Genomic DNA, 21206 nt, shown 5'->3' with positions numbered 1-21206 from the left:
GTTGTGCCGCAATCAGGCGTCCGCGGTCATGCCCTTCTCGGCCGCAAGCTCGGTCATGCGCTTTTGCAGCTTTTCGAAGGCGCGCACCTCGATCTGGCGGATGCGCTCGCGGCTGACATCGTATTGCCCGCTCAGGTCTTCCAGCGTGATCGGCTGGTCCTGAAGCCGCCGCTGGGTGAGAATGTCCTTCTCGCGATCGTTCAGCACATCCATCGCCTGGGCCAGCAGCGCCCGACGCGACTCAAGCTCGTCACGCTCCTCGTACTCGGTGGCCTGGTCGGCATCCTCATCCTCGAGCCAGTCCTGCCACTGGGCCGTGCCCTCGCCATCGGCGCTGATCGTCGCGTTCAACGAGGCGTCGCCACCCGACATGCGCCGGTTCATCGAGATCACCTCGTCCTCGGTCACGCCGAGATCGTTTGCGATCTGCTTCACGTTCTCGGGCCGAAGGTCGCCGTCTTCCAGGGCACCGATGCGGTTCTTCGCCTTGCGCAGGTTGAAGAACAGCTTCTTCTGCGCGCTGGTGGTGCCCAGCTTCACCAGCGACCACGACCGCAGGATGTATTCCTGGATCGACGCGCGGATCCACCACATGGCGTAGGTCGCGAGGCGGAAGCCCTTGTCGGGATCGAAGCGCTTGACCGCCTGCATCAGGCCCACATTCGCCTCGGAAATCACCTCGGCCTGGGGCAGGCCGTAGCCGCGGTAGCCCATGGCGATCTTCGCGGCGAGACGCAGGTGCGACGTCACCATTTTGTGCGCGGCCTCGGTATCGCCGTGATCGACCCACCGCTTCGCCAGCATGAATTCCTCTTCCGGCTCCAGCATGGGGAACCGGCGGATTTCCTGAAGGTAACGGTTCAGTCCCTGTTCCGGCGACGGGGCCGGTAGGTTCGCGTAGCTTGCCATGGTCACTCCCTATCTTTGGGCGTGGACGCCCTTGCATCCGAAATGGTGAACCGATCGGTTCAGTTCAAGATGCCAAGAGCCGTTTTCGTATTGCTCACGAAGATTAAGAAACTGCGAAGACGAAAGGTCCAGCAAGGCGCCGCAACGTGTCGTCGCACTCACGCGGTTGTGTCGTCCCGTGTGCCCGCCAAAGCTTCGATCAACGCTTCAAGATCGTCCGGCAAGGCGCTGGTAAAAAACATTTCTTCACCCGTCCCCGGATGCTCGAACCCCAATCTCTCGGCGTGCAGCGCCTGCCGCGGAAACGCCGCCGCCTCGGCTGCGCCGGGCAGCTTGGGCGAAACCTTGCGGGTCCCGCCATAAACCGGATCGCCGATCAGCGCGTGGCCGGCGTGGCGCATGTGCACCCGGATCTGGTGGGTGCGCCCCGTCTCCAGCCGGCACGACACCAGCGCGGCCGAGGGTCCCAGCGCCCGCTCGACCGAGACGCGCGTGACAGCGTGACGCCCGCCGCTGAAGGTCACCGCCTGGCGCTGCCGGTCGTGGGGGTGGCGCGCAAGACCCGTGGTGATCTTCAGGACCGCACCCTCGGCGCTGATGCCCGGCAGGCCCAGAAGCCGCGCGTCGGCGGGGTCGGGCACGCCGTGGCAAACCGCGAGATATCGCCGGTCGACGCTGTGGGCGGCGAATTGCGCCGACAGCCCGTGATGGGCACGGTCCGATTTCGCCACCACCAGAAGGCCGCTGGTGTCCTTGTCGATGCGGTGCACGATGCCCGGCCGCTTCTCGCCCCCGACGCCGGACAGGGCATCGCCGAAATGGTGCAGCAGACCGTTGACCAGCGTTCCCGTGGGCGTGCCCGGGGCGGGATGCACCACCAGCCCGGCGGGCTTGTCGACCACGGCCAGGTCATCATCCTCGTATACGATCGCCAGGTCCATGGGCTCGGGCGCCATGTGGCTTTCGGCCTCCTGCGGGACGGTCACGGTGATCTCGTCGCCCTCGAAGACCGCTGCCTTCGGGCTGGTCAGAACCACGCCATCGCGGCTGACCGCGCCATCCGCGATCAGCCGGGCCAGCCGCGAGCGGCTGAGATGCGCTTCCTCTGGCACGTCACGCGCCAGCGCCTTATCAAGGCGCGGCGGCGGCGCTTCCCCGAGGATCACGGTCCAGATGACAGACGACATGGAACAGGCTCCCGAACCCCGCGACGGGGCGTTGACGGTGCTCAAATGGCTGGTGATCGCCCTGACCGCAACCATGCTGGTGGGGATGATGGCGCTGGTGTGGCTGTTCTTCACCCGCTTCCCGGCGCCCGGACCCGCCCTGCCCGATCAGATCGCCCTGCCCGACGGCGCGCGCGCGACCGCCTTCACCCGCGGGTCGGGCTGGCTGGCCGTGGTCACGGGGGACAACGAGATCCTGATCTTCTCGCCCGACGGGGAAACCCTGCGCCAGCGCATTCGCATCGATCAGCCCTGAGGGATCGCACCTGTCCAAAGACGGGCGCAGGCGGACATCAGCTGCCGTGCCGGGGTATGAGAAGTTAGGTGGAGAGTGGTACCACCTCCCCGGCTCGAACGGGGGACCTCCTGATCCACAATCAGGCGCTCTAACCAACTGAGCTAAGGCGGCACTCGACGTCCAAATAGCCATGCGGCGCGGGCTCTGCAACCCCAAACCGGGCCGCTTGGCGCTTGCGGGTTCGCCCGTCAGGCGCTAGGCGACGGGGATCAAAGACGGAGGCCAGCATGGGCATCAACGACCCCTCGGACACCAGCGCGAACCTGCAGATCGGGCCCACCGACGCGGGCATGGTGCGGCTTTACGTGTCCGCCGATGGCGGGATCGAAGTGCCCATGGATTTCGATCCGGAAGAGGCCGAGGAGATCGCCGAAGAGATCCGGGCCGCCGCTTCGGCCGCCCGCAGCGCCAGCCGCAAGAAGAAGCGCTAGAACGACAGCGCCGCGCCGGGATCCCGCAGCGTCTGCAACCGGCGCGCGGCGTGGAAGGCGAACTTGCGCATCATCACCTTGCGCCGCGCGGGGGCCAGCCTTGTTTCGGGCCCCATGGTCAGGATCTCGGCGTCATAGGCATCGGCGATGATCAGCCCCGTGCCCTCGGGCAGCAGGTCGGTCGGAAACTCGGCATCCACCGCCCAGAAATAGCGGTCGCACCATTCCAGGTAGCCCTGCCACTTGCCGTCCGACATGAAATCGGCGCGGCTGGACTTGCACTCGACGATCCACACCTCGTCCTTGGGCCCCAGCGCCATGACGTCCACGCGCAGGCCCCGGGTCGGCACCAGTTCCTCGACGCAGGCGAAGCCGTGGCTGGCGAGGTGACGGCACACGCCGCGGCCCAGCAATTGTCCGGGCATCAGGGTGTTGAGGGTCGCATCGTCGGCCATCCGCAAAGTGTGAACAAAAGGTAAACGCATTTCAAGCCCCCCACGCGCGGCGAAATGACCGACGCACCCCCTTGCCGGAAAATCGGGGCGGGCCTAGATGTGGGTCAGGCGGGCACTGCCCTTCCCGTGCCGGGGTCCAATTCCAGTGGCCTTAAGCAATTCCGAGGGAGCTGGCTCTGACCGGGCCGTGGTCTGGTTACCCGGCGCCCACCTGTAAATACAGGTCCTCGGGAATTTACGTACCCTGACGGTCGTGGTGGTCCCGCCGATCCCACCCTCTAAATCGTCTGACATGTCGGTGAATTGGCTTACCGGCCGCACGTCGTCATACTGTCGCGACGCAAACGCCCGGGGGGCCCATGTCAGACAGCCAATCCAATCCGCGCCATGTCCGCGAGCTCGAGGATCACCTTGGCGTACTCGACACCCTGTCGGGCACCGCTCTGGGGGTGCTTTCGGCCGCGTCGGGGATCTACACCTACCTGGGTGTCCGGTCGCTGCTGGACAGCGATGGCGCGCTGTCGGTGTTCGCCGCGCTGGCCTACTCCATCGCCGTCAGCGTCGGGATCTTCGTGTTCTGGACGTATCTCATGCGGCTTCTGCCGGCCATGCGCACGGCGCGGGCGCGACTGGGGCTGATGGGGGCCATGGCGCTGGGGTCGGTGGCCATCATCGCCATGTCGTCCTGGCTGAACGCCGCCGCGCTGGCTGGCTCCGCGGCGGTCGAGCAGCATCTCGCCCGGACGGTGCAGGACTACCAGACCTCGCTGGAGCGGTCGCACACCATCGCCGTCGCGTCACTGGGGCTGGAGCGCGACGTGAGCCGGGTGCGACAGTCGTTCCAGGACCTGAGCGAACAGGAAGCCACCGGCAACCTGTCGGGCATCGCGGGGCGTGGTGCGGTGTTCCGCGTGCTGCGGCAGAAGGCCGAGGAATTGCAGGGGCTTGAAAACCAGATCGGCACGGTGACCCCGGCGGTCGAGCAGGCCTTTGCCGAGGGCAACGCGATCCTCAGCCGCATGCGCGCGCTGACGGTCGAGCCCGGCCCGGTCGAGGCGCGCAGCGTCGAGTTCAGCGAAGAGGCCGTGCGCCTTGCCGGGCTCATCACGCAACTGCGGCAATTGTCGGTGGCACCGCTGGTGACGCGCGCCGCGCAGGACCTGTCGGCTTCGGTCGTGCTGCCCACGCTGAGCGACGAGGCCGATACCGCCGCCGGGCAGCAGGCCACCATCACCTCGGTGCTGGAAGTGCTGGGTCAGCGGGCCGAAACGCTGGCCGTGGCCGCCCGCGCGGTCGAGGGCATGACGCCCCCGCCCGAGGTCAGCTATACCCCGATTTCCGCCGCCGACGCGGTCATCCGCTATGGCCGCAACTTCGTGCCCAGCTGGGCCGGCGCCATCGCCATCGACCTGTTGCCCGCGGTGCTGGTCTTCATCCTGATGGTCACGCAGGGCGCGATCCGCGCGGGGCGCGAACGCACCCCCATCGAGGACAGGATTGCCCTGGCCGAGCTGCGCGCCGCCGTTTCGGCCATCCGCCGGGTCGAGGACGACATGCCGCCCGAGCCGAAGCTGTCGGCGCCCACCCCCCTGCGCGAGCCCGCGGAATGAGGGTCGGCGTCGCGGGGATGCTGAAGGGGATCCTTGGCCTTCAGCTGGTGATCGGCGGGCTCCTGGTGCTGGGCGACATGGCGCCGGGAATGCAGGGGCTGCGCTTCGCCCCCGATGCCCCCGCGCTGGACCAACCGGTGGCCCCCGGGGATCAGACCCGCCGCTATCGCCCCGCCGACCTGCCGCGCCCCGCCCCCGCCGCGCCGTTCCCGCCGGTGGGCGACATGCCCGCGCGGCTGACCGTCTCGTCCGTCGAAGTGGATGGCGCGGCGGCGTTGCGGCTCATGGGGCGCATCGCGGCGGGCGACGCGGACCGGCTGACCGACATCCTGGCGACCCGCTGGGAGGACGGCGCCCCGAGGCGGGTCTTCCTGCACTCGCCCGGCGGTTCGGTTTCGGACGCGCTGGTGCTGGGCCGCTTCCTGCGCGCCGAGGGGGTCACGACGATGATCGCCGCCGGAGACGTGTGCCTGTCGGCCTGCCCCTACCTTCTGGCGGGCGGCGAGACGCGCGAGATCGACGATGACGGGTCGGTGGGCGTGCACCAGCACTATTTCGGACAGAACAGCGTGCAGCCCGCCTTCATGGCCGTCGAGGACATCCAGCGCGGCCAGGGGCAGGTGATGGGCTACCTGGTGGAAATGGGGATCGATCCGCGGATCATGCAGCACGCGCTGGTGACGCCGCCGGGCGAGATCTACATCCTTCTGCCCGAGGAGCTGCGCGAATACGGGATGATCGTCGAGACCGACGAGGACGCCGCCTGACTTACTCGGCGGGGTGGCTTCGCTGCTCACGCAGCTTCCTGACAAGGCGTTTCTCGGCGAAGTGGATATAGACCACACCGCCCATCGCGATGGCCAGAAGGACCAGCGGCGCAGTGAATTCATAGAAGGTCATGATCCGTCCTCCTTGTGCATGTACCTCAGAACATAATGCGCCACGCCGTGAATTGCGAGTCCGACGATCAACCACCAGAAGGCGTTGAAGTCCCAGTTGGACAGCGATTCGGTCAATGGCCGCAGCACGGCGAAGCCGATGGCGCCCAGCGCGATGGCGTTCAGGAACTGCGCGAGGATCTTCACCCGCTCGTTGAAGCTGGCCAATGGGTCGCGCTGGCGGGCGCGCCGGGTCACGCGAAGGCCTCGGGCCGCGCCTCCCGCGCCATGTGGTCCAGAACGGCGTTCACAAATTTCGGCTCGCGGCCCTCGGGAAAGAACGCCTTGGCCACGTCCACGTATTCGACGATGACCACCTTGGGCGGCGTCTGCTCGGCCGTCAGCTCGGCCCCCGCGGCGCGGAACAGCGCGCGCAAGGTCGGGTCGATCCGGTCGATGGGCCATTTCGCGACCAGCGCGCGGTCGGTCATCTTGTCGATGCGGCCCTGCCGTTCGACCACGCCTTCCAGGATGGCGCGGAACAGGTCGATATTGCCCTCGGCCATCTCGCCCTCGTCGTAGACGGCGCCGAAGCGGTGATCCTCGAACTCCACGCGCACGCGGTCGAGGCTCAGGTCGGAATGCTCCATCTGGAACAGGGCCTGCACCGCGTAAAGCCGCGCGGCGGATTTCATCTGTCGCTTGTCGGTGCTCATGCCAGCAACGTGTCCTCGCCCCGCGGTTTGAAACCGATGCCCTTGCCCTGGCCGCGCCACTTGCGCGACAGCGCCACCAAATGCAGCGCGGCGGCCGCAGCGCCGCCGCCCTTGTTCTGCTCGCCCGCGCGCACGGCGGCCTGTTCGTGGGTCTCGACGGTCAGGATGCCGTTGCCGATGCAGCAACCATCCAGCCCCAGCAGCGTCAGCGCGCGGCTGCTGTCGTTGCAGACCGTCTCGTAGTGGGTCGTTTCCCCCCGGATCACGCAGCCCAGGGCGACGTAGCCGTCGTAATCGGCGGTGCGCTGCGCCAGGCGGATCGCGGTTGGGATCTCCAGCGCGCCGGGCACCTCGACCAGGTCGCAGGTCGCGCCGGCGGCCTCGGCCTGCGCCCTCGCGCCGGCAACCAGGTCGTCGGCGATGTCCTTGTAATAGGGCGCCACCACGATCAGCAGCTTCACCGGCGCGTCGAATTCCGGCATCGGCGGGGTGTAGTGGGACTGTCCGGCCATCAGCCGATCTCCGATATCTTGCGGGTGTCGGTGATCTCGAGCCCGTAGGCCTCGAGCCCGACCACCTTGGGTTTGGGCGAATTGGTGAGCAGCACCAGCTTGTGCAGACCGAGCGAGCTGAGGATCTGAGCGCCCAGCCCGTATTGCCTCAGGGTCTGGGGCGACACGTCGTCATGGTCGGCGACCTTCATGGTCAGGTCGCGCAGCAGGACCAGCACGCCGCGGCCTTCGGCGGCGATCTGCTCCATGGCGTCGCCAAACTCGCGGGCGCGCCCGGCCCCGCCGGTGCCCACCACGTCCAGCATCGGATCCATGGCATGCATCCGCACCAGCACCGGCTCGTCGGTGGCGATGTCGCCCTTGATGAGCACGATATGCTCGGAGCCCTGGGTCTCGTCCGTGTATATGCGCATCTGCCATTCGCCGCCGAACTCGGACGTGATCGTCCGCTCCTGGCTCTTGCGGACGAGGTTGTCGTTGCGGCGGCGGTACCCGATCAGGTCGCTGATGGTGCCGATCTTCAGCCCGTGGCGCTGGGCGAAGGCCACGAGGTCGGGCAGCCGCGCCATGGTGCCGTCGTCGTTCATGATCTCGCAGATGACGCTGGAGGGGTTCAGCCCCGCCAGCCGGGCGATGTCGACGCCCGCCTCGGTATGGCCCGCGCGCACCAGCACGCCGCCCTCGCGCGCGCGCAGCGGAAAGACATGGCCCGGCGTCGCGATATCGGCCGGCGTGCTGTCGCCGTCGATGGCCACCGCCACCGTGCGGGCGCGATCATGGGCCGAGATGCCGGTCGACACGCCCTCGCGCGCCTCGATCGAGATGGTGAAGTTCGTCTCGTGCCGCGACGAGTTCTGGGACGCCATGAGTTGCAGACCCAGGGCGTCGCAGCGCTTGCCGGTCAGGGTCAGGCAGATCAGGCCGCGCCCGTGGGTCGCCATGAAGTTGATCGCATCCGGCGTCGCCATCTGCGCGGGGATGACCAGGTCGCCCTCGTTCTCGCGATCCTCGTGGTCGACGAGGATGAACATGCGCCCGTTGCGGGCGTCCTCGATGATCTCCTCGATGGGCGAGATCGCGTCGTGGTAATGGGCGGTGTCGGACATCGCGGGTATCCCTTGGGGTTCGGGCTGCCAGATAGACCCCGTGCGCCGAAAAGACCAGTGGGCGCGCGGGGTGCCGGTGCGTCCCGGGGGGCGCTGCCCCCGGCGCTTGCGCGCCTCCCCCGAGGTATTTCGGGAAAGATGAAGCCGGGGGCGGCGCGCGAGGGGTGGACCGGCTCAGGCGGCCAGCTTGCCGGCGAGCGCCTGGTCGATCAGCGCGCGGGTTTCGTCCACGCCGTAGAGCGCGATGAACCCGCCGAAGCGCGGCCCCTGGCTCGCCCCCAGCAGCACCTCGTAAAGCGCCTTGAACCAGTCGCGCAGCGGCTCGAACCCGTGGCCCTTGCCGACGGCGAAGACCTCGGATTGCAGGGCCTCGGCATCGAGCGGGCCGTCCCACGCGGCGAGACGGTCGCGCAGGTCGATCAGCGCGGCCCGTTCGCGGTCGTCGGGAGCGCGATACGTCTTCTCGGGCTTCACGAAGTCGTTGTAATAGCGCACGGCGTATCCCGCCGCCGCGTCCAGGTCGGGATGCGTCTCGGGGCCCGCCTCGGGCGCGTAGCGGCGGATGAAGCCCCACAGGGTCTCGGCATCCTCGGCACCGGCGACCGATGCCAGGTTCAGCAGCATGGAAAACGGCACGACCATGCGGCTTTCGGGCACGTCGCCGCCGTGGATGTGGAACACCGGGTTCGCCAGCCGCTGCGTCGCGTCCTGGTCGGGATAGGCGCGCAGCTGCTGGTGGTATTCGTCCACCGCCTTGGGGATCACGTCGAAATACAGCCGCTTGGCCGTCTTGGGCTTCTGGAACATGAAATAGCCGAGCGATTCCGGCGCGGCGTAGCGCAGCCATTCCTCCATGCTGAGGCCGTTTCCCTTCGACTTGCTGATCTTCTGTCCCAGCTCGTCGTTGAACAGCTCGTAGGTCAGCGTCTCGGGCGCGGCGCGACCCAGCGCGCGGCAGATCTTGCTGGCCTGGGTCACCGAATCGATCAGGTCCTTGCCCGACATCTCGTAATCCACGCCCAGCGCGTACCAGCGCATGGCCCAGTCGGGCTTCCACTGCACCTTCACGTTGCCGCCGGTCACCGGGACCTCGACCCGTTCGCCGTCGGGCTCGGCATAGACGATGGTGCCCTTCTCGACGTTGCGCTCCAGCGTCGGCACCTGCAGCACGTGGCCGGTCTTGGGGCTGACGGGCAGGAAGGGCGAGTATGTCGCGCGCCGCTCCTCGCCCAGGGTGGGCAGCATGATCTCCATGATCTTGTCGAACTGCTCGAGCATCCGCAGCAGCGCGGTGTCGAACTTGCCGCTGGTGTAGTACTCGGTCGAGGACGCGAACTCGTATTCGAAGCCGAAGCTGTCGAGAAACGCGTTCAGACGCGCGTTGTTGTGCGCGCCGAAGCTGTCATGCGTGCCGAACGGGTCGCGCACGCGCGACAGCGGCAGGTGCAGATCCTCGCGCATCTGGTCCTGGTTGGGCACGTTGCCCGGCACCTTGCGCAGGCCGTCCATATCGTCGGAGAAACAGATCAGCTTGGTGGGGATGTCGCTGATCGTCTCGAACGCGCGGCGCACCATGGTGGTGCGCGCCACTTCGCCGAAGGTCCCGATATGCGGCAGCCCCGACGGGCCATAGCCCGTTTCGAACAGCACATAGCCCTTCTCGGGCGGCGCCTTCTGGAACCGTTTGACCAGGCGACGGGCCTCTTCAAAGGGCCAGGCCTTCGAGTTGAGCGCGGTGTCGCGTAGGTCGGTCATCGGTGGTGCCTCCTTGGGCTGCTGATCAGGCGCGGTAGCTATTGCCGCACACCGCCGAGGTCAATAAACCTTGGCTGCGGAGAGAGTGGGAAAAATGAACGACATCAGCCATTCCATGACGGTGCCCGATTGCCTTGTGGCGGTGATGATCGCCGTGTCCGCATCGGACGAGAACCTGCGCACGAGCGAGCTGATCACGATCGAGCGGATCGTGAACCACCTGCCGGTGTTCGCCGATTACGACCAGGACCGCATCCGCACGATGGCCGAAACGGTGTTCGACCTCTTCTCCGAGGAGGACGGGCTGGATGCGCTTTTCGGCCTGCTGCGCGACAACCTGCCCGAGCGGTTCCACGAAACCGCCTATGCGCTGGCCTGCGACGTGGCGGTGGCGGATGGATCGCTGGCCGATACCGAGATCCGCCTGCTCGAGGAAATCCGGTTCGAGCTGAAGGTCACCCGCCTGGCGGCCGCCGCGATCGAGCTGGCCGCCCGGGCGCGCCATATTTCGCTGGTCGGTAACGAAGACTCGTAGATCAGGGAACTTTCGGGCGGGGCTGCGGCGTTTTGTCCGCATCCTGCAAAACGAAAGGCAGACCAATGGAATATGGAATTCTGGGACTCATCGTCCTGATCGCCGACATCTACGCGCTTTACAACATCATCACCAGCGGCGCCTCGACCCTGGGCAAGATCATCTGGTGCCTCGTGGTCCTGATCCTGCCGGTCCTGGGCTTCATCGCCTGGCTGATCGCCGGTCCGCGGGGCGGCACCGCCCGGGTCTGACGCTCAGGTCCGATACCACGTGTTCCAGTGCGCGATGAGCGCGCGCTGGAGCGTTCTCGCGCGCCCCGCCCAGGCCCTGCCGCCGGCGGGGCGTTCGCGTTCCGCCATGCTCAGCGCGTCGCGCCGGTCGATATCCGAGCAGAAGACGGCGAAAGCCAGCGGCCGCCTACCATCATCGCTTCCGATGAAACCGGTCAGCGCCGACACGAAATTGAGCGTGCCGGTCTTCGCGGCCACCTGGATGGTCGTATCATCGGTGCGGAAGGGCTTCATCAGCGGCCGCAACGCGCCATCGGGTCCCGATGCGACCATGGCGCGGCACATGTCCGACGCGGTGATGCGGCTGTCGTCACCCAGGCCCGAATGATCCTCGAGCGCCACCGACCGCAGCCCCATCTCCGATTTCAGCCATTCGTTCATCCGCGCGGCCGAGCCGGCCAGCGTCTCGACATCGCCGTCGGACTTGCTGGCCGAGAGGCCCATGATCTCGGCGGTGAGATTGGTGGAATATTCCAGCATGTCCTCGAGGATCACGCGGCTTTCGGCGCTGTCGACTTGGGCCAGTTCATCGCCCTCGGGCGCGTCGGCGCGCAGGACCGGGCCGCCGATCATCAGGCCGTTCGACCGTGCGAGCGTCTGGAACACCTCGCCCGCGTAGAGGCCGGGAAACCGGACCGGCAGCCAGCGCGACCCGTTGCTGCCCAGCGCGCCGCGCGCCACGGTCCAGTCATCGCGCGCCTCGCCGCGGGCGTATGTATAGACGGGCCCGCTTCGGTCGACGACCTGCATCCGCGCCATGGCGACGCCGGGGATCCGCGTGGCCGAGCGGGCATCCATGCTGACCTGGTAGTCGCCGCCCTTGCGCTCCCATCCGAAATGCACCCGGTTGAAGTTCAGGTTCAGCCCGCCCACCGCCGGGTTGTAGCCCACGTGGTCGGGTTGCTCGACGTCGATCTCGTGCAGGTTCGGCAGCGCGCCCGTCCAGATCCGCAGGTTGCCTGCGACCTCGCGCACGCCCGCATCCTTCAGTTGCGACGCCAGCCTCGCCAGACCGTCGGTGTCGAGCGTGGGATCCCCCCCGCCCGCGAGGATCAGGTCGCCGTCGATGCGGCCGTTCACGACCGGGCCGGTGGCCAGCAGCCGGGTCGAGAACCGGTGATCGGGCCCCAGCCGGTCCAGGTGGTACAGCGCGGTCAGGGCCTTTGCGGTGCTGGCGGGCGGTTGCGGCAACAGCGGCGCGCGCGATTCAAGAACTTCGCCGGTGGTCGCGTCGGCCACCACGTAGGCGACCTTGCCCGCACCGAGGCCCGCGCGGGCCACCAGGTCGTCGCCGGTGGGAAGGGCGCGCTTGAAGAAATCGACGGCGCGCGCCCGCGGCCGCAGCGACGTGGCCGGCGCCTCGGCCAATGCCCCGCCCGCAGCGCTGGCCAGCAGACCGGTCAGAATCGTACGTCGTGTCAGCCGCAAATCGGCGCTCCTGTTACAGCCATGCCTCGATATGGTCAGGGGGTGAGACGGATCAACGGCAAAATCGCGTCGCTCACGGATCGTTTTGCGGCCACGCGCCGCTTTCGCGCAAGGCTGTCGAGCTTTCGGGCCGCAACGGAAGGTTCACGAAGGCCCAGGCGGGGGTCGGCCGGTGGGCAAGCCCGCGCGTGGTGTCGGATCCAACACGGGCCGCGTGAAAAGCCCGCGCCGCGGGCGAGGTCAGCGCCGCCAGCCGGTCACCGGGCCGCGCCACCACCCCCACGGGCATGGTGTGCAGGATCTCCTGCCAGTCCTCCCACCTGTGCAAGGTCGCCATGTTGTCCGCGCCCATGAGCCACACGAACCGCACCCCGGGATAGCAGGCCACCAGAGCCCTGAGCGTGCGCGCCGTGTGCCGCACGCCCATATGCGCTTCGAGGTCGGTGATCACGACCCGCGGATGGTCCATGACCGCGCGCGCCCGTTCCATCCGCTGCGCCATGGGGGCGGGACCGCTGGATTTCAGCGGATTGCCGGGGCTGACCAGCCACCACACGGCATCCAGCCCGAAGCGCGCGAGCGCCGCGCGGGACAGGTGCGCGTGGCCCGCGTGGGCCGGATCAAACGATCCGCCCAGAAGCCCCACGGCCATGCCGGGCCGGGCCATTGGCCAACCGGGGCCCCATCCCATCGCGCGTCCTTTCGCTGCTACGCCGGGTTGAGCTACCGCCCGGGCCGCCGCTTTGCAATCAGAGGTATGCGCCCTGCGCCGGGGCCAGCTTCGCCACCTCCTGCGCGATGATGCGGCCGATCAGGTCGCAATCCTCGACCGGGAAGGTCAGCGGCAGGCGCATGTCGAACAGCGTCGCGAGGATCCGGTCGGTCTGCGGCAGATCCTGCCGGTCGACGTAGCGCCAGCTGGGATGGGCCGAGGTAAACCCCTCGGGCACGTCGCGGCCGAACCATTTCAGCACGACGCCCCGCGCGGCACAGCCCTGCACGAGGGCGTCACAGCCGCCGGGGTCGAGCGACGGCACCCGGAACTGGATCGACGAGCCCACGCGCCGCATCTCGGGCCGCATCGCGGGCAGCGAAACCGCCGGATTGGCGGCCAGCGGGGCCGCAGCGGCCTCGAATCGCCGGGCCCAGCGGTCGATATTCCGCGGCAGGTCCGGCAACTGCGTGCGCAGCAGGGCCGCGCGCATCATGTCCATCCGCGCGCTGCAATTGGGCATGTCCAGCCGGGCGTCGGCGAAATCGGGATCGTCGGGCCGCGTGCCATGGGTGGCGTGGTTCATGTAGCTGCCCGACAGGATGATCGCCCGCGCCATGAACCCGGCGTCGTCCGAGGTCACCAGCCCGCCCTCGCCCGAGTTCATATGCTTATAGGTCTGGGTCGAGAAGCAGGCCGCGTGGCCGAAATTGCCGGACTTCACCCCGTTCCATTCCGCCCCCATCGTGTGGGCGCAATCCTCGATCACGGTCAGCCCGAGCGTGGATGCCAGGTCCACCAGCTTGTTCATATCGCACAAATGGCCCCGCATATGGGACAGCAGAAGGCAGGATGCCTTGCAGATTTCCCACTTCCGCCGCAGGTCCTCCAGGTCGATGCACAGCGTGTCGTCCACCTCGACCAGGACCGGCCGCGCCCCGATGGCCGCGATGGCGCCCGGCACCGGGGCCAGCGTGAAGGCGTTGGTCAGCACCGGGTCGCCGGGCTGCACGCCCGCCGCGCGCAGGGCGATCTGCATCCCCTGCCCGCCCGACGTCACGGCGAGACAATGGCGCGCGCCCTGCCAGGCGGCGTATTCCTCTTCCAAGGCCGCCACGGCCCCCCGCTCGCCCCCGGCGAGATTGTAGCGATGCAGGCGCCCCGACCGCAGGATGTCGCACACCGCCGCGATTCCCGCCTCGGAGATCGGTTCCTGCTGCGTGAAGTTGCCGGTGAAGCGTTCTTCCATGCCGCGACATTGCGGCGCGGCTCGGGCCCGCACAAGGGCGACCACATATGCGAAAATTTGAATTGATAACGCCGGTTTCGACCGGAACGCGACGAAACGCAGCGGATTCCGGGAATCCGGGGCCCGACAAGCATCCCTGCCCGCGTCACTTTTTCCCGAATGCAGGCCTTTTGCGTCATTGCCCCCTTGGGCGCGCGCCAGTAAACACGAGCGCGTAAACGTGTCGGCCGCCGCCCGGCGCGAAGCTAACGGGAACCTTGAGGAGGCACGACATGGCTGACGCAGCCGTTCACGGCCACGACGGGCACGACGAGCGGGGGTTCTTCACCCGCTGGTTCATGTCCACCAATCACAAAGACATCGGTATTCTGTACCTGTTCACGGCCGGCCTGACCGGTTTCATCTCGGTGGCCTTCACCGTGTACATGCGCATGGAGCTGATGAGCCCCGGCGTGCAGTACATGTGCATGGAAGGCGCGCGCCTGCTGCCCGCCGCCGTCGAGAATTGTACGCCCAACGGCCACTTGTGGAACGTGATGATCACGGCCCACGGCATCCTGATGATGTTCTTCGTGGTTATCCCGGCCCTGTTCGGCGGTTTCGGCAACTACCTGATGCCGTTGCAGATCGGCGCGCCCGACATGGCGTTCCCGCGTCTGAACAACCTCAGCTACTGGCTGTTCGTCGCCGGTTCGACCCTTGCGGTCTGCTCGGTCTTTGCACCGGGCGGGAATGGCCAGGACGGATCGGGCATCGGCTGGGTGCTTTACCCACCGCTTTCGACGACCGAAGGCGGCTATTCGACCGACCTCGCGATCTTCGCGGTGCACGTCTCGGGCGCCTCGTCGATCCTGGGCGCGATCAACATCATCACCACCTTCCTGAACATGCGGGCCCCGGGCATGAGCCTGTTCAAGGTGCCGCTGTTCTCGTGGTCGATCTTCGTGACCGCGTGGCTCATCCTGCTGTCGCTGCCGGTTCTGGCGGGCGCCATCACCATGCTGCTGACCGACCGGAACTTCGGCACGACGTTCTTCGATCCGGCAGGCGGCGGTGACCCGGTTCTTTACCAGCACATCCTGTGGTTCTTCGGACACCCCGAGGTCTACATCGTGATCCTGCCGGGCTTCGGCATCATCAGCCACGTGATCAGCACCTTCTCGCGCAAGCCGATCTTCGGCTACCTGCCGATGGTCTGGGCGCTGATTGCCATCGGCGTGCTGGGCTTCGTCGTCTGGGCGCACCACATGTACACCGTCGGCATGTCGCTGACCCAGCAAAGCTACTTCATGCTGGCGACCATGGTCATCGCGGTGCCCACGGGCATCAAGATCTTCTCGTGGATCGCGACCATGTGGGGCGGATCGGTCCAGCTGAAGACCCCGATGCTCTGGGCCTTCGGTTTCCTGGTGTTGTTCACCGCCGGTGGCGTTACCGGCATCGTGCTGAGCCAGGCCGCCGTGGACCGCGTCTATCACGACACCTACTACGTCGTGGCGCACTTCCACTACGTGATGAGCCTCGGGGCCGTCTTCGCCATCTTTGCCGGGATCTATTTCTACTTCCCGAAATTCACCGGCAAGATGATCCCCGAGTGGATCGGCCACACGCACTTCTGGGCGATGTTCATCGGCTCGAACCTGACGTTTTTCCCCCAGCACTTCCTGGGCCGCCAGGGCATGCCGCGCCGCTACATCGACTACCCCGACGCGTTCGCGCTGTGGCACTCGGTGTCGTCCTGGGGCGCGTTCCTGAGCTTCGCGTCGTTCCTGTTCTTCATCGGCGCCATCTTCTGGGTGCTGATCAAGGTGCCGAAGACCGCCGGTGCCAACCCCTGGAACGAGCATGCGGACACGCTGGAGTGGACCCTGCCCTCGCCCCCGCCCGAGCACACGTTCGAGATCCTGCCCAAGCAGGAAGAGTGGGATAAGGGCGCCGCGCACTGACCATGCCGGTGGTTTGGACGAAATCCGAAAAGGCCCCGGCATCGTCCGGGGCCTTCTCGCATGCGGCGGGTGACCAGCCGCTGGCCCGGGTCCGGCTCTGGCCCAACCGGTCCCTGCCCCGAAGCGGCTTCGTCGCTTTCATCGGATTCACCTACGTGATGATCCTGCTGCCCCTGCTCGGGGTGCTCGGCACGCCGGTCCTGTGGGGGCTCCTGCCCTTCATGATGCTGGCGCTGTGGGGGATCTACGCCGCGATCCAGCGCAACTACCGCGACGGCGAGACGACCGAAGAACTGTGCCTCTGGTCCGACCACCTGGCGCTGCGGCGCGAGGATCGCAATCGCCCGCCCCGCCTGTGGGAGGCGAACCCGTTCTGGGTGAAAGTGAACCTGATCGAGCGGGCCGGCCCGGTGCCGTTCTACCTGACCCTGTCTGGCGCGGGCCGCGAGGTGGAAGTCGGCGCCTTCCTGTCGGCCGAAGAGCGGCAGTCGCTCTACGACGACCTGTCTCGGGTGCTGAAGCAGGTCTGAGGCGGTACGCCCCATCGCGCCGCCATGCGGCTGCCATCAAAGCAACGCCACCAACTCGCGAATATCTCGCGGACAGTCGCGCCTAGGCTAAGGCGCGGCTAGCCATTTGTGAAACTGATAGGGCGAAGAGCCCCCCGCCGCTCGCGGGATCAGCTCAGGCGCGTCTTCACGCGCGGGCCGACCTTCCCGAAATCCATCTGGCCGGTATAGCGCGACTTCAGCAGGCCGATCACCTTGCCCATGTCGCGGATCGAGCTGGCATTGGTCTCGGCGATGGCCTCGTCGACGGCGCGGTCGACCTCGTCGTCGCTCAGCTGGCGGGGCAGGAATTCCTCGATCACCGCGATTTCCTCGCGCTCGGCATCGGCCAGTTCCAGCCGCCCGCCCTCCTCGTAGGCGCGGACGCTTTCCTGGCGCTGTTTCACCATGCGCCCGAGGATCTGGAGCAGGTCGGCCTCGGACATCTCGCCGGGGGCGTCGTCGCTGCCGCGCGCGGCGATATCGCGGTCCTTGATGGCGGCGTTGATCAGCCGCAGCGTGCTCAGCCGGTCGGACTGCCGTTCCTTCATGGCGGTCTTGAGCGCGGTGTTCAGCCGGGATCGAATGTCCATGGGCACCCCTTGAAGTGGTGTTGATTGACCCGGTCACACCTATCTTATGCCAACGGGCGCAGCAACAGCACCCGTGGAGCTGCATGTCATTGTAATATATACGTTTTAATTTGTACCCGCGCTGCCTTGACCCTTCGGGGCCGAATCCATAATTTGCCGCAGATTTGGCCGCAGCCCGTCCCAGGAGACCGCCCATGCCCCGCCCCAAGCCCACCGCCTGCCTCGCCCTGGCCGACGGCACGTTGTTCTACGGGCACGGCTTCGGTGCCACCGGCGACACCACGGCCGAGCTGTGCTTCAACACCGCCATGACCGGCTACCAGGAGATCATGACCGACCCGTCCTACGCCGGGCAGATCGTGACCTTCACCTTCCCCCATATCGGCAACACCGGCACCACGCCCGAGGATGACGAGGCCATGCAGCCCCACGCGGCGGGCATGGTGGTGAAGTGGGACCCGACCGAACCCAGCAACTGGCGCGCGACCGGCACGCTGCAGGACTGGCTCCGGCGGATGGGACGCATCGGGATCGGCGGTATCGACACGCGGCGGCTGACCCGGGCGATCCGGCAGCAGGGCGCCCCCCACGTGGCGCTGGCCCATGACCCCGAGGGTAAGTTCGACATCGAGGCGCTGGTCGCCAAGGCCCGTGGCTTCAAGGGGCTCGAGGGCCTGGACCTGGCGCGCGACGTGACCTGCGCGCAATCCTACCGTTGGGACGAAATGCGCTGGGCCTGGCCGGACGGCTATACCAAGCGCGAGGGGCCGGGCCACAAGGTCGTGGCGATCGACTACGGCGCCAAGCGCAACATCCTGCGCTGCCTGGCCAGCGCCGGCTGCGACGTGACCGTCCTGCCCGCGTCGGCCACCGCGGAGGAGGTCCTGGCCCACAATCCCGAGGGGCTGTTCCTGTCCAACGGTCCCGGCGACCCGGCGGCCACCGGCATCTACGCCGTGCCGATGATCCAAGAGGTCCTGAAGACCACCGACATTCCGGTGTTCGGCATCTGCCTGGGCCACCAGCTGCTGGCGCTGGCCCTGGGCGGGCGCACGGTCAAGATGAACCACGGCCACCACGGCGCGAACCACCCGGTGAAGGACCACGAGACCGGAAAGGTCGAGATCACGTCCATGAACCACGGCTTCACGGTCGACAGCCAGACCTTGCCCGAGGGCGTGGTCGAGACGCATACCTCGCTGTTCGACGGGTCCAATTGCGGCATCCGGCTGAAGGACCGCCCGGTCTATTCCGTGCAGCAGCACCCCGAGGCCAGCCCCGGCCCGCAAGACAGCTTCTACCTGTTCGAGCGCTTCGCCCAGGCCATGAAGGACCGCGCCGCCGCCCCGGCCTGACCCGGGCCACGGTCCGGTCTTAACTTTCGATTAACCTTCATGGGCTTAGGCTGACCCCCTCGATGCAGGGGGTCGGACGCCTTTGAACCAAACCGCCATGCCAAGGCCAGGCCTGTTCCGACCGGTCGCGGTTGCCGCCGGTGAACGGTCGCGTTTGGGGACCCTCCTGGTGGAAGACGGGGTCATCACGCCCGACGCGCTCGACGCGGCGCTGGCCGATCAGCGCCGGGGCCTGTGCCGGCTGGGCGACTTGCTGATCCGCCGCGGTCTCGTCACGGAAAACGATGTCTACGATGCGCTGGCCCGGCAGGCTGACTTGCCGCGCTGGGACCCGGCGTCGGCGCCTGCCGCGCCCGACCTGATCGACCGACTGGGCGCCGCCGCGTGCGCGCGCGATGGCTGCCTGCCCCTGGCACCCGCGGGGGCGATCACGCCGATCGCGACCTGCAACCCGCAGGCCTTCGCCTCCTGGCGCGCCAGGGTGGCACCGACGCTCGGCTCGGTCGCAATGGTCATCGCCAGCCGCACCCAGCTGGATAACGCCTTGCTGGAGACGCGGGCCAACGCGCTCGTGCGCGCCGCCGAGTCGGTGCCGCCGGCCGAGATGTCCTGTCGCAGCTTCGGCACCTCGCCTTTGCGTCGCCGGTCGCTGCTGACAACCGTGGTCGCCGCGATCGCTGGCATCGCCGCGCTCGGCGTTGCTTATCCGGTCGCCGTTTTCGCCGCGCTGTCACTGATCGCGATGGTGCTGCTGACGCTGAACACCGCGCTGCTGGTCGCCGGACTGGCCGGTGCCCTCCGGCCGACCCCCAGCTCCGGGACGGGGCCGACCCTTGCGCGGCTTCCGCGGGTGTCGTTGCTGGTCCCGCTCTTCCATGAATGCCGGATCGCCGACACGCTGGTGCGGCGGCTGTCGCTGCTGGATTACCCGTCCGAGCTGCTCGAGATCTGCCTGGTGACCGAGGCCAGCGACAGCGTCACCGCCGCGGCGCTGGCGCAGACGGTGCTGCCCGATCACATGCGGGTCGTCGTGGTGCCCGACGGCACCGTGAAGACCAAGCCACGCGCGATGAACTTCGCCCTGCCCTTCTGCAACGGGGACGTGATCGGAATCTACGATGCCGAGGATGCGCCCCCCGCCGACCAGTTGCACCGGGTCGTCGAAAGGTTCGCCGCCTGTCCGCCCGACGTGGGCTGCCTGCAGGCGCGGTTGAACTTCTACAACCCGCGGGCCTCGTGGCTGTCACGCTGTTTCTGCGTCGATTACGCCACCTGGTTCGCGCTGGTCCTTCCGGCCCTGCGGAAGCTGGGATGGCCGATCCCGCTCGGGGGGACGTCGGTCTTCTTCCGCCGCGACGTGCTGGACCGGGTGGGCGCGTGGGATGCGCATAACGTGACCGAGGATGCCGACCTGGGCCTGCGGCTGGCGCGCTTCGGATACCGGGTCGAGCTTTTGAGGTCGACCACGCTGGAAGAGGCGCCGTTCCGCCCCCGCGCCTGGATCTGTCAACGCTCGCGCTGGCAAAAGGGCTATGCGCTGACCTGGGCCGTTCACATGCGCGCGCCCCGCAGGCTCTGGCGCGACCTCGGCGCCTGGCGGTTCTTCGGGGCGCAGGTTCTGCTGCTCGGTGCGCTTGGCGGGGCCGTGATGGCGCCGGTCCTGTGGTCGTTCGGGCTACTTTGGCTCGGGCTGCCGCATCCGTTGTCGGGTCAGCTGACCGGCGCCGCGCAATACGCCGTGTCCGGCCTGTTGTTCTGGGGCGTGGCGATCCAGGCGCTGGGCCACTGGGTCGCGCTTGAGATCACCGGGCGACACCGGCTTCGGGCATCCATCCCGTTGATGCCTGTCTACGCCGCCCTGTCGACCGTTTCGATCGCGAAGGCGCTCTACGAGGTCGCGGCCCGGCCCTTCTTCTGGGACAAGACCGAGCACGGGATCAGCCCGCCCGGCACGACGGTCACTGGCGAGCTTCACGACCCGAGTCGTGCTTGAGCCGCGTCTCGAACGCCTTCGAGATATGGGCCCGCAACGCCTCGTAGGCTGCACCACCATCGCCCGCCGCGATGGCTTCGACGATGCGCGCATGCTCGGCCAGCGCATCCTGGCCGCGCCCGTCCACGGCCAGCGACGTGGTCGCCAGCAACGCCATGGACCGGTGCACAAGGTCCAGCTGCTGCACGAGGTAGCGGTTATGCGACGCCAGGTGGATCTGCTTGTGAAACCGCCGGTTCGCCCGCGCCAGCGCGTCGGGGTCCCCGATCAGCGCGCGATCCTCCTCGACCATCTGGCGCAGCACGCGCACCTCTTCGTCGGTGGCGTGCTTGGCCGCGAGCCGCGCGGCCAGCCCCTCGAGCTCGGCGCGCACGATGTAAAGCTCGGCCAGCTGGTTGTGATCCAGCGACGCCACGATCAGGCTGCGCCCGTCGCGGGTCAGGAGCGACTGGGTCTCCAACCGCTGCAACGCCTCGCGGATGGGCGTGCGCGACACGCCGAAGCGCTCGGCCAGCTCGTTCTCCACAAGCCGGTCGCCGGGCTTGTACTGGCCGGTGTCGATCGCCTCGAGGATCATGCCGTAGGCGTCCCTCTGGCTCAGTTTCATGTCCTTGAGCTTCATGTCCTTCATCGCGTCCTCCCGCCCCGTTTCATTCTGCGC

General features: G+C 67.6%; 24 protein-coding genes, 1 tRNA gene and 1 other RNA gene. 11 read left to right on the top strand and 15 right to left on the bottom strand.

Annotated features, from left to right (window positions below; genetic code table 11):
* Positions 1-12 precede the first annotated feature (12 nt).
* Complete coding sequence (rpoH, locus tag BUB76_RS12955) at positions 13-909, bottom strand: RNA polymerase sigma factor RpoH (protein ID WP_073129251.1); 897 nt, start codon at positions 907-909, stop codon at positions 13-15.
* Positions 910-1067: 158 nt separating this feature from the next.
* Positions 1068-2096, bottom strand: coding sequence for an RluA family pseudouridine synthase (locus tag BUB76_RS12950; RefSeq protein WP_073129213.1), 1029 nt, complete (start codon positions 2094-2096; stop codon positions 1068-1070).
* Here BUB76_RS12950 and BUB76_RS12945 point away from each other — a divergent pair.
* Positions 2095-2391, top strand: a complete 297-nt coding sequence (locus BUB76_RS12945) for a DUF6476 family protein (RefSeq protein WP_073129212.1) — start codon at positions 2095-2097, stop codon at positions 2389-2391. The genes BUB76_RS12950 and BUB76_RS12945 overlap by 2 nt on opposite strands.
* Positions 2392-2467: 76 nt before the next feature.
* Here BUB76_RS12945 and BUB76_RS12940 read toward each other — a convergent pair.
* Positions 2468-2544 (bottom strand) — tRNA-His (locus BUB76_RS12940).
* 116 nt (positions 2545-2660) lie between these two features.
* Between BUB76_RS12940 and BUB76_RS12935 the strand changes: the two genes are divergently transcribed.
* Positions 2661-2864, top strand: a complete 204-nt coding sequence (locus BUB76_RS12935; RefSeq protein WP_073129211.1) for a DUF6324 family protein — start codon at positions 2661-2663, stop codon at positions 2862-2864.
* On the opposite strand, the gene BUB76_RS12930 is transcribed toward BUB76_RS12935, so the two are convergent.
* On the bottom strand, positions 2861-3319 hold the full coding sequence (locus BUB76_RS12930) for an MmcB family DNA repair protein (RefSeq protein WP_073129210.1): 459 nt from the start codon (positions 3317-3319) through the stop codon (positions 2861-2863). The two genes, BUB76_RS12935 and BUB76_RS12930, sit on opposite strands and share 4 nt — an antisense overlap.
* Before the next feature lie 109 nt (positions 3320-3428).
* Here BUB76_RS12930 and ssrS point away from each other — a divergent pair.
* From ssrS to BUB76_RS12920, 3 genes are all read left to right on the top strand, one after another.
* Positions 3429-3586: non-coding RNA, 6S RNA (gene ssrS, locus BUB76_RS18380), on the top strand.
* A gap of 92 nt (positions 3587-3678) precedes the next feature.
* Positions 3679-4929 carry a hypothetical protein gene (locus BUB76_RS12925; RefSeq protein ID WP_073129209.1) on the top strand — a complete coding sequence of 417 codons (1251 nt, stop codon included), beginning with the start codon at positions 3679-3681 and terminating at the stop codon, positions 4927-4929.
* The gene (locus BUB76_RS12920; protein ID WP_073129208.1) at positions 4926-5696 is read left to right on the top strand and encodes a COG3904 family protein; all 771 of its coding nucleotides are present in this window, start codon (positions 4926-4928) and stop codon (positions 5694-5696) included. Before BUB76_RS12925 ends, BUB76_RS12920 begins: the two co-directional genes overlap by 4 nt.
* 1 nt (position 5697) lies before the next feature.
* On the opposite strand, the gene BUB76_RS18275 is transcribed toward BUB76_RS12920, so the two are convergent.
* The 6 genes from BUB76_RS18275 to BUB76_RS12895 all read right to left on the bottom strand — a co-directional run bounded on the left by BUB76_RS18275 (position 5698) and on the right by BUB76_RS12895 (position 9896).
* Positions 5698-5829, bottom strand: a complete 132-nt coding sequence (locus BUB76_RS18275) for a hypothetical protein (RefSeq protein ID WP_269085824.1) — start codon at positions 5827-5829, stop codon at positions 5698-5700.
* Positions 5826-6065, bottom strand: coding sequence for a hypothetical protein (locus BUB76_RS12915; RefSeq protein ID WP_073129207.1), 240 nt, complete (start codon positions 6063-6065; stop codon positions 5826-5828). Before BUB76_RS12915 ends, BUB76_RS18275 begins: the two co-directional genes overlap by 4 nt.
* Positions 6062-6523, bottom strand: a complete 462-nt coding sequence (gene nusB, locus BUB76_RS12910) for a transcription antitermination factor NusB (RefSeq protein WP_073129206.1) — start codon at positions 6521-6523, stop codon at positions 6062-6064. The genes BUB76_RS12915 and nusB overlap by 4 nt, the downstream gene beginning before the upstream one ends.
* Positions 6520-7035, bottom strand: coding sequence for a 6,7-dimethyl-8-ribityllumazine synthase (locus tag BUB76_RS12905; protein WP_073129205.1), 516 nt, complete (start codon positions 7033-7035; stop codon positions 6520-6522). The genes nusB and BUB76_RS12905 overlap by 4 nt, the downstream gene beginning before the upstream one ends.
* A complete protein-coding gene (ribB, locus tag BUB76_RS12900) occupies positions 7035-8141 on the bottom strand; it encodes a 3,4-dihydroxy-2-butanone-4-phosphate synthase (RefSeq protein ID WP_084140654.1) in 1107 nt (368 codons plus the stop codon). The genes BUB76_RS12905 and ribB overlap by 1 nt, the downstream gene beginning before the upstream one ends.
* Positions 8142-8315: 174 nt before the next feature.
* Positions 8316-9896 carry a lysine--tRNA ligase gene (locus tag BUB76_RS12895; RefSeq protein WP_073129203.1) on the bottom strand — a complete coding sequence of 527 codons (1581 nt, stop codon included), beginning with the start codon at positions 9894-9896 and terminating at the stop codon, positions 8316-8318.
* Between the two features lie 94 nt (positions 9897-9990).
* On the opposite strand from BUB76_RS12895, the gene BUB76_RS12890 reads away from it, so the two are divergent.
* Positions 9991-10431 (top strand): tellurite resistance TerB family protein, encoded by a 441-nt coding sequence (locus tag BUB76_RS12890; RefSeq protein ID WP_073129202.1) that lies wholly within the window; start codon positions 9991-9993, stop codon positions 10429-10431.
* A gap of 65 nt (positions 10432-10496) precedes the next feature.
* Positions 10497-10682: a PLD nuclease N-terminal domain-containing protein gene (locus tag BUB76_RS12885; RefSeq protein WP_073129201.1), complete on the top strand. Its 186-nt coding sequence runs from the start codon at positions 10497-10499 to the stop codon at positions 10680-10682.
* Between the two features lie 3 nt (positions 10683-10685).
* Here BUB76_RS12885 and dacB read toward each other — a convergent pair whose 3' ends face one another.
* From dacB to BUB76_RS12870, 3 genes are all read right to left on the bottom strand, one after another.
* The gene (gene dacB, locus BUB76_RS12880; RefSeq protein WP_073129200.1) at positions 10686-12149 is read right to left on the bottom strand and encodes a D-alanyl-D-alanine carboxypeptidase/D-alanyl-D-alanine endopeptidase; all 1464 of its coding nucleotides are present in this window, start codon (positions 12147-12149) and stop codon (positions 10686-10688) included.
* Positions 12150-12222: 73 nt separating this feature from the next.
* The gene (locus BUB76_RS12875; protein ID WP_073129199.1) at positions 12223-12840 is read right to left on the bottom strand and encodes a nicotinate-nucleotide adenylyltransferase; all 618 of its coding nucleotides are present in this window, start codon (positions 12838-12840) and stop codon (positions 12223-12225) included.
* 58 nt (positions 12841-12898) lie between these two features.
* Entirely contained in the window at positions 12899-14110 is a 1212-nt protein-coding gene (locus BUB76_RS12870; RefSeq protein WP_073129198.1) for a DegT/DnrJ/EryC1/StrS family aminotransferase, read from the bottom strand.
* A 272-nt stretch (positions 14111-14382) separates the two neighbouring features.
* Between BUB76_RS12870 and ctaD the strand changes: the two genes are divergently transcribed.
* Both ctaD and BUB76_RS12860 read left to right on the top strand, forming a co-directional pair.
* Positions 14383-16056 (top strand): cytochrome c oxidase subunit I, encoded by a 1674-nt coding sequence (gene ctaD / locus BUB76_RS12865; protein ID WP_073129197.1) that lies wholly within the window; start codon positions 14383-14385, stop codon positions 16054-16056.
* Positions 16057-16058: 2 nt separating this feature from the next.
* Positions 16059-16586: a DUF2244 domain-containing protein gene (locus tag BUB76_RS12860; protein ID WP_073129196.1), complete on the top strand. Its 528-nt coding sequence runs from the start codon at positions 16059-16061 to the stop codon at positions 16584-16586.
* A 149-nt stretch (positions 16587-16735) separates the two neighbouring features.
* On the opposite strand, the gene BUB76_RS12855 is transcribed toward BUB76_RS12860, so the two are convergent.
* A complete protein-coding gene (locus tag BUB76_RS12855; RefSeq protein WP_073129195.1) occupies positions 16736-17197 on the bottom strand; it encodes a GatB/YqeY domain-containing protein in 462 nt (153 codons plus the stop codon).
* A 194-nt stretch (positions 17198-17391) separates the two neighbouring features.
* Here BUB76_RS12855 and carA point away from each other — a divergent pair, with 194 nt between their 5' ends.
* Together carA and BUB76_RS12845 are read left to right on the top strand one after the other, a co-directional pair.
* Positions 17392-18552: a glutamine-hydrolyzing carbamoyl-phosphate synthase small subunit gene (gene carA, locus BUB76_RS12850; RefSeq protein ID WP_073129194.1), complete on the top strand. Its 1161-nt coding sequence runs from the start codon at positions 17392-17394 to the stop codon at positions 18550-18552.
* A gap of 97 nt (positions 18553-18649) precedes the next feature.
* Positions 18650-20545: a glycosyltransferase gene (locus tag BUB76_RS12845; RefSeq protein WP_139250871.1), complete on the top strand. Its 1896-nt coding sequence runs from the start codon at positions 18650-18652 to the stop codon at positions 20543-20545.
* Here BUB76_RS12845 and BUB76_RS12840 read toward each other — a convergent pair.
* The gene (locus tag BUB76_RS12840) at positions 20511-21176 is read right to left on the bottom strand and encodes a GntR family transcriptional regulator (protein ID WP_236737099.1); all 666 of its coding nucleotides are present in this window, start codon (positions 21174-21176) and stop codon (positions 20511-20513) included. The genes BUB76_RS12845 and BUB76_RS12840 overlap by 35 nt on opposite strands.
* Positions 21177-21206 lie beyond the last annotated feature (30 nt).

This window comes from Palleronia salina (assembly GCF_900141995.1).
GTDB lineage: Bacteria > Pseudomonadota > Alphaproteobacteria > Rhodobacterales > Rhodobacteraceae > Palleronia > Palleronia salina.
This window is presented reverse-complemented; position numbering and strand designations above follow the sequence as displayed.

Coding starts and splice junctions, on each gene's coding strand:
- rpoH (WP_073129251.1), bottom strand. CDS start 909: ATGGCAAGCTACGCGAACCTACCGGCCCCGTCGCCGGAACAGGGACTG.
- BUB76_RS12945 (WP_073129212.1), top strand. CDS start 2,095: ATGGAACAGGCTCCCGAACCCCGCGACGGGGCGTTGACGGTGCTCAAA.
- BUB76_RS12950 (WP_073129213.1), bottom strand. CDS start 2,096: ATGTCGTCTGTCATCTGGACCGTGATCCTCGGGGAAGCGCCGCCGCCG.
- BUB76_RS12935 (WP_073129211.1), top strand. CDS start 2,661: ATGGGCATCAACGACCCCTCGGACACCAGCGCGAACCTGCAGATCGGG.
- BUB76_RS12930 (WP_073129210.1), bottom strand. CDS start 3,319: ATGGCCGACGATGCGACCCTCAACACCCTGATGCCCGGACAATTGCTG.
- BUB76_RS12925 (WP_073129209.1), top strand. CDS start 3,679: ATGTCAGACAGCCAATCCAATCCGCGCCATGTCCGCGAGCTCGAGGAT.
- BUB76_RS12920 (WP_073129208.1), top strand. CDS start 4,926: ATGAGGGTCGGCGTCGCGGGGATGCTGAAGGGGATCCTTGGCCTTCAG.
- BUB76_RS18275 (WP_269085824.1), bottom strand. CDS start 5,829: ATGACCTTCTATGAATTCACTGCGCCGCTGGTCCTTCTGGCCATCGCG.
- nusB (WP_073129206.1), bottom strand. CDS start 6,523: ATGAGCACCGACAAGCGACAGATGAAATCCGCCGCGCGGCTTTACGCG.
- BUB76_RS12905 (WP_073129205.1), bottom strand. CDS start 7,035: ATGGCCGGACAGTCCCACTACACCCCGCCGATGCCGGAATTCGACGCG.
- ribB (WP_084140654.1), bottom strand. CDS start 8,141: ATGTCCGACACCGCCCATTACCACGACGCGATCTCGCCCATCGAGGAG.
- BUB76_RS12895 (WP_073129203.1), bottom strand. CDS start 9,896: ATGACCGACCTACGCGACACCGCGCTCAACTCGAAGGCCTGGCCCTTT.
- BUB76_RS12890 (WP_073129202.1), top strand. CDS start 9,991: ATGAACGACATCAGCCATTCCATGACGGTGCCCGATTGCCTTGTGGCG.
- BUB76_RS12885 (WP_073129201.1), top strand. CDS start 10,497: ATGGAATATGGAATTCTGGGACTCATCGTCCTGATCGCCGACATCTAC.
- BUB76_RS12875 (WP_073129199.1), bottom strand. CDS start 12,840: ATGGGATGGGGCCCCGGTTGGCCAATGGCCCGGCCCGGCATGGCCGTG.
- BUB76_RS12870 (WP_073129198.1), bottom strand. CDS start 14,110: ATGGAAGAACGCTTCACCGGCAACTTCACGCAGCAGGAACCGATCTCC.
- ctaD (WP_073129197.1), top strand. CDS start 14,383: ATGGCTGACGCAGCCGTTCACGGCCACGACGGGCACGACGAGCGGGGG.
- BUB76_RS12860 (WP_073129196.1), top strand. CDS start 16,059: ATGCCGGTGGTTTGGACGAAATCCGAAAAGGCCCCGGCATCGTCCGGG.
- BUB76_RS12855 (WP_073129195.1), bottom strand. CDS start 17,197: ATGGACATTCGATCCCGGCTGAACACCGCGCTCAAGACCGCCATGAAG.
- carA (WP_073129194.1), top strand. CDS start 17,392: ATGCCCCGCCCCAAGCCCACCGCCTGCCTCGCCCTGGCCGACGGCACG.
- BUB76_RS12845 (WP_139250871.1), top strand. CDS start 18,650: ATGCCAAGGCCAGGCCTGTTCCGACCGGTCGCGGTTGCCGCCGGTGAA.
- BUB76_RS12840 (WP_236737099.1), bottom strand. CDS start 21,176: ATGAAGGACATGAAGCTCAAGGACATGAAACTGAGCCAGAGGGACGCC.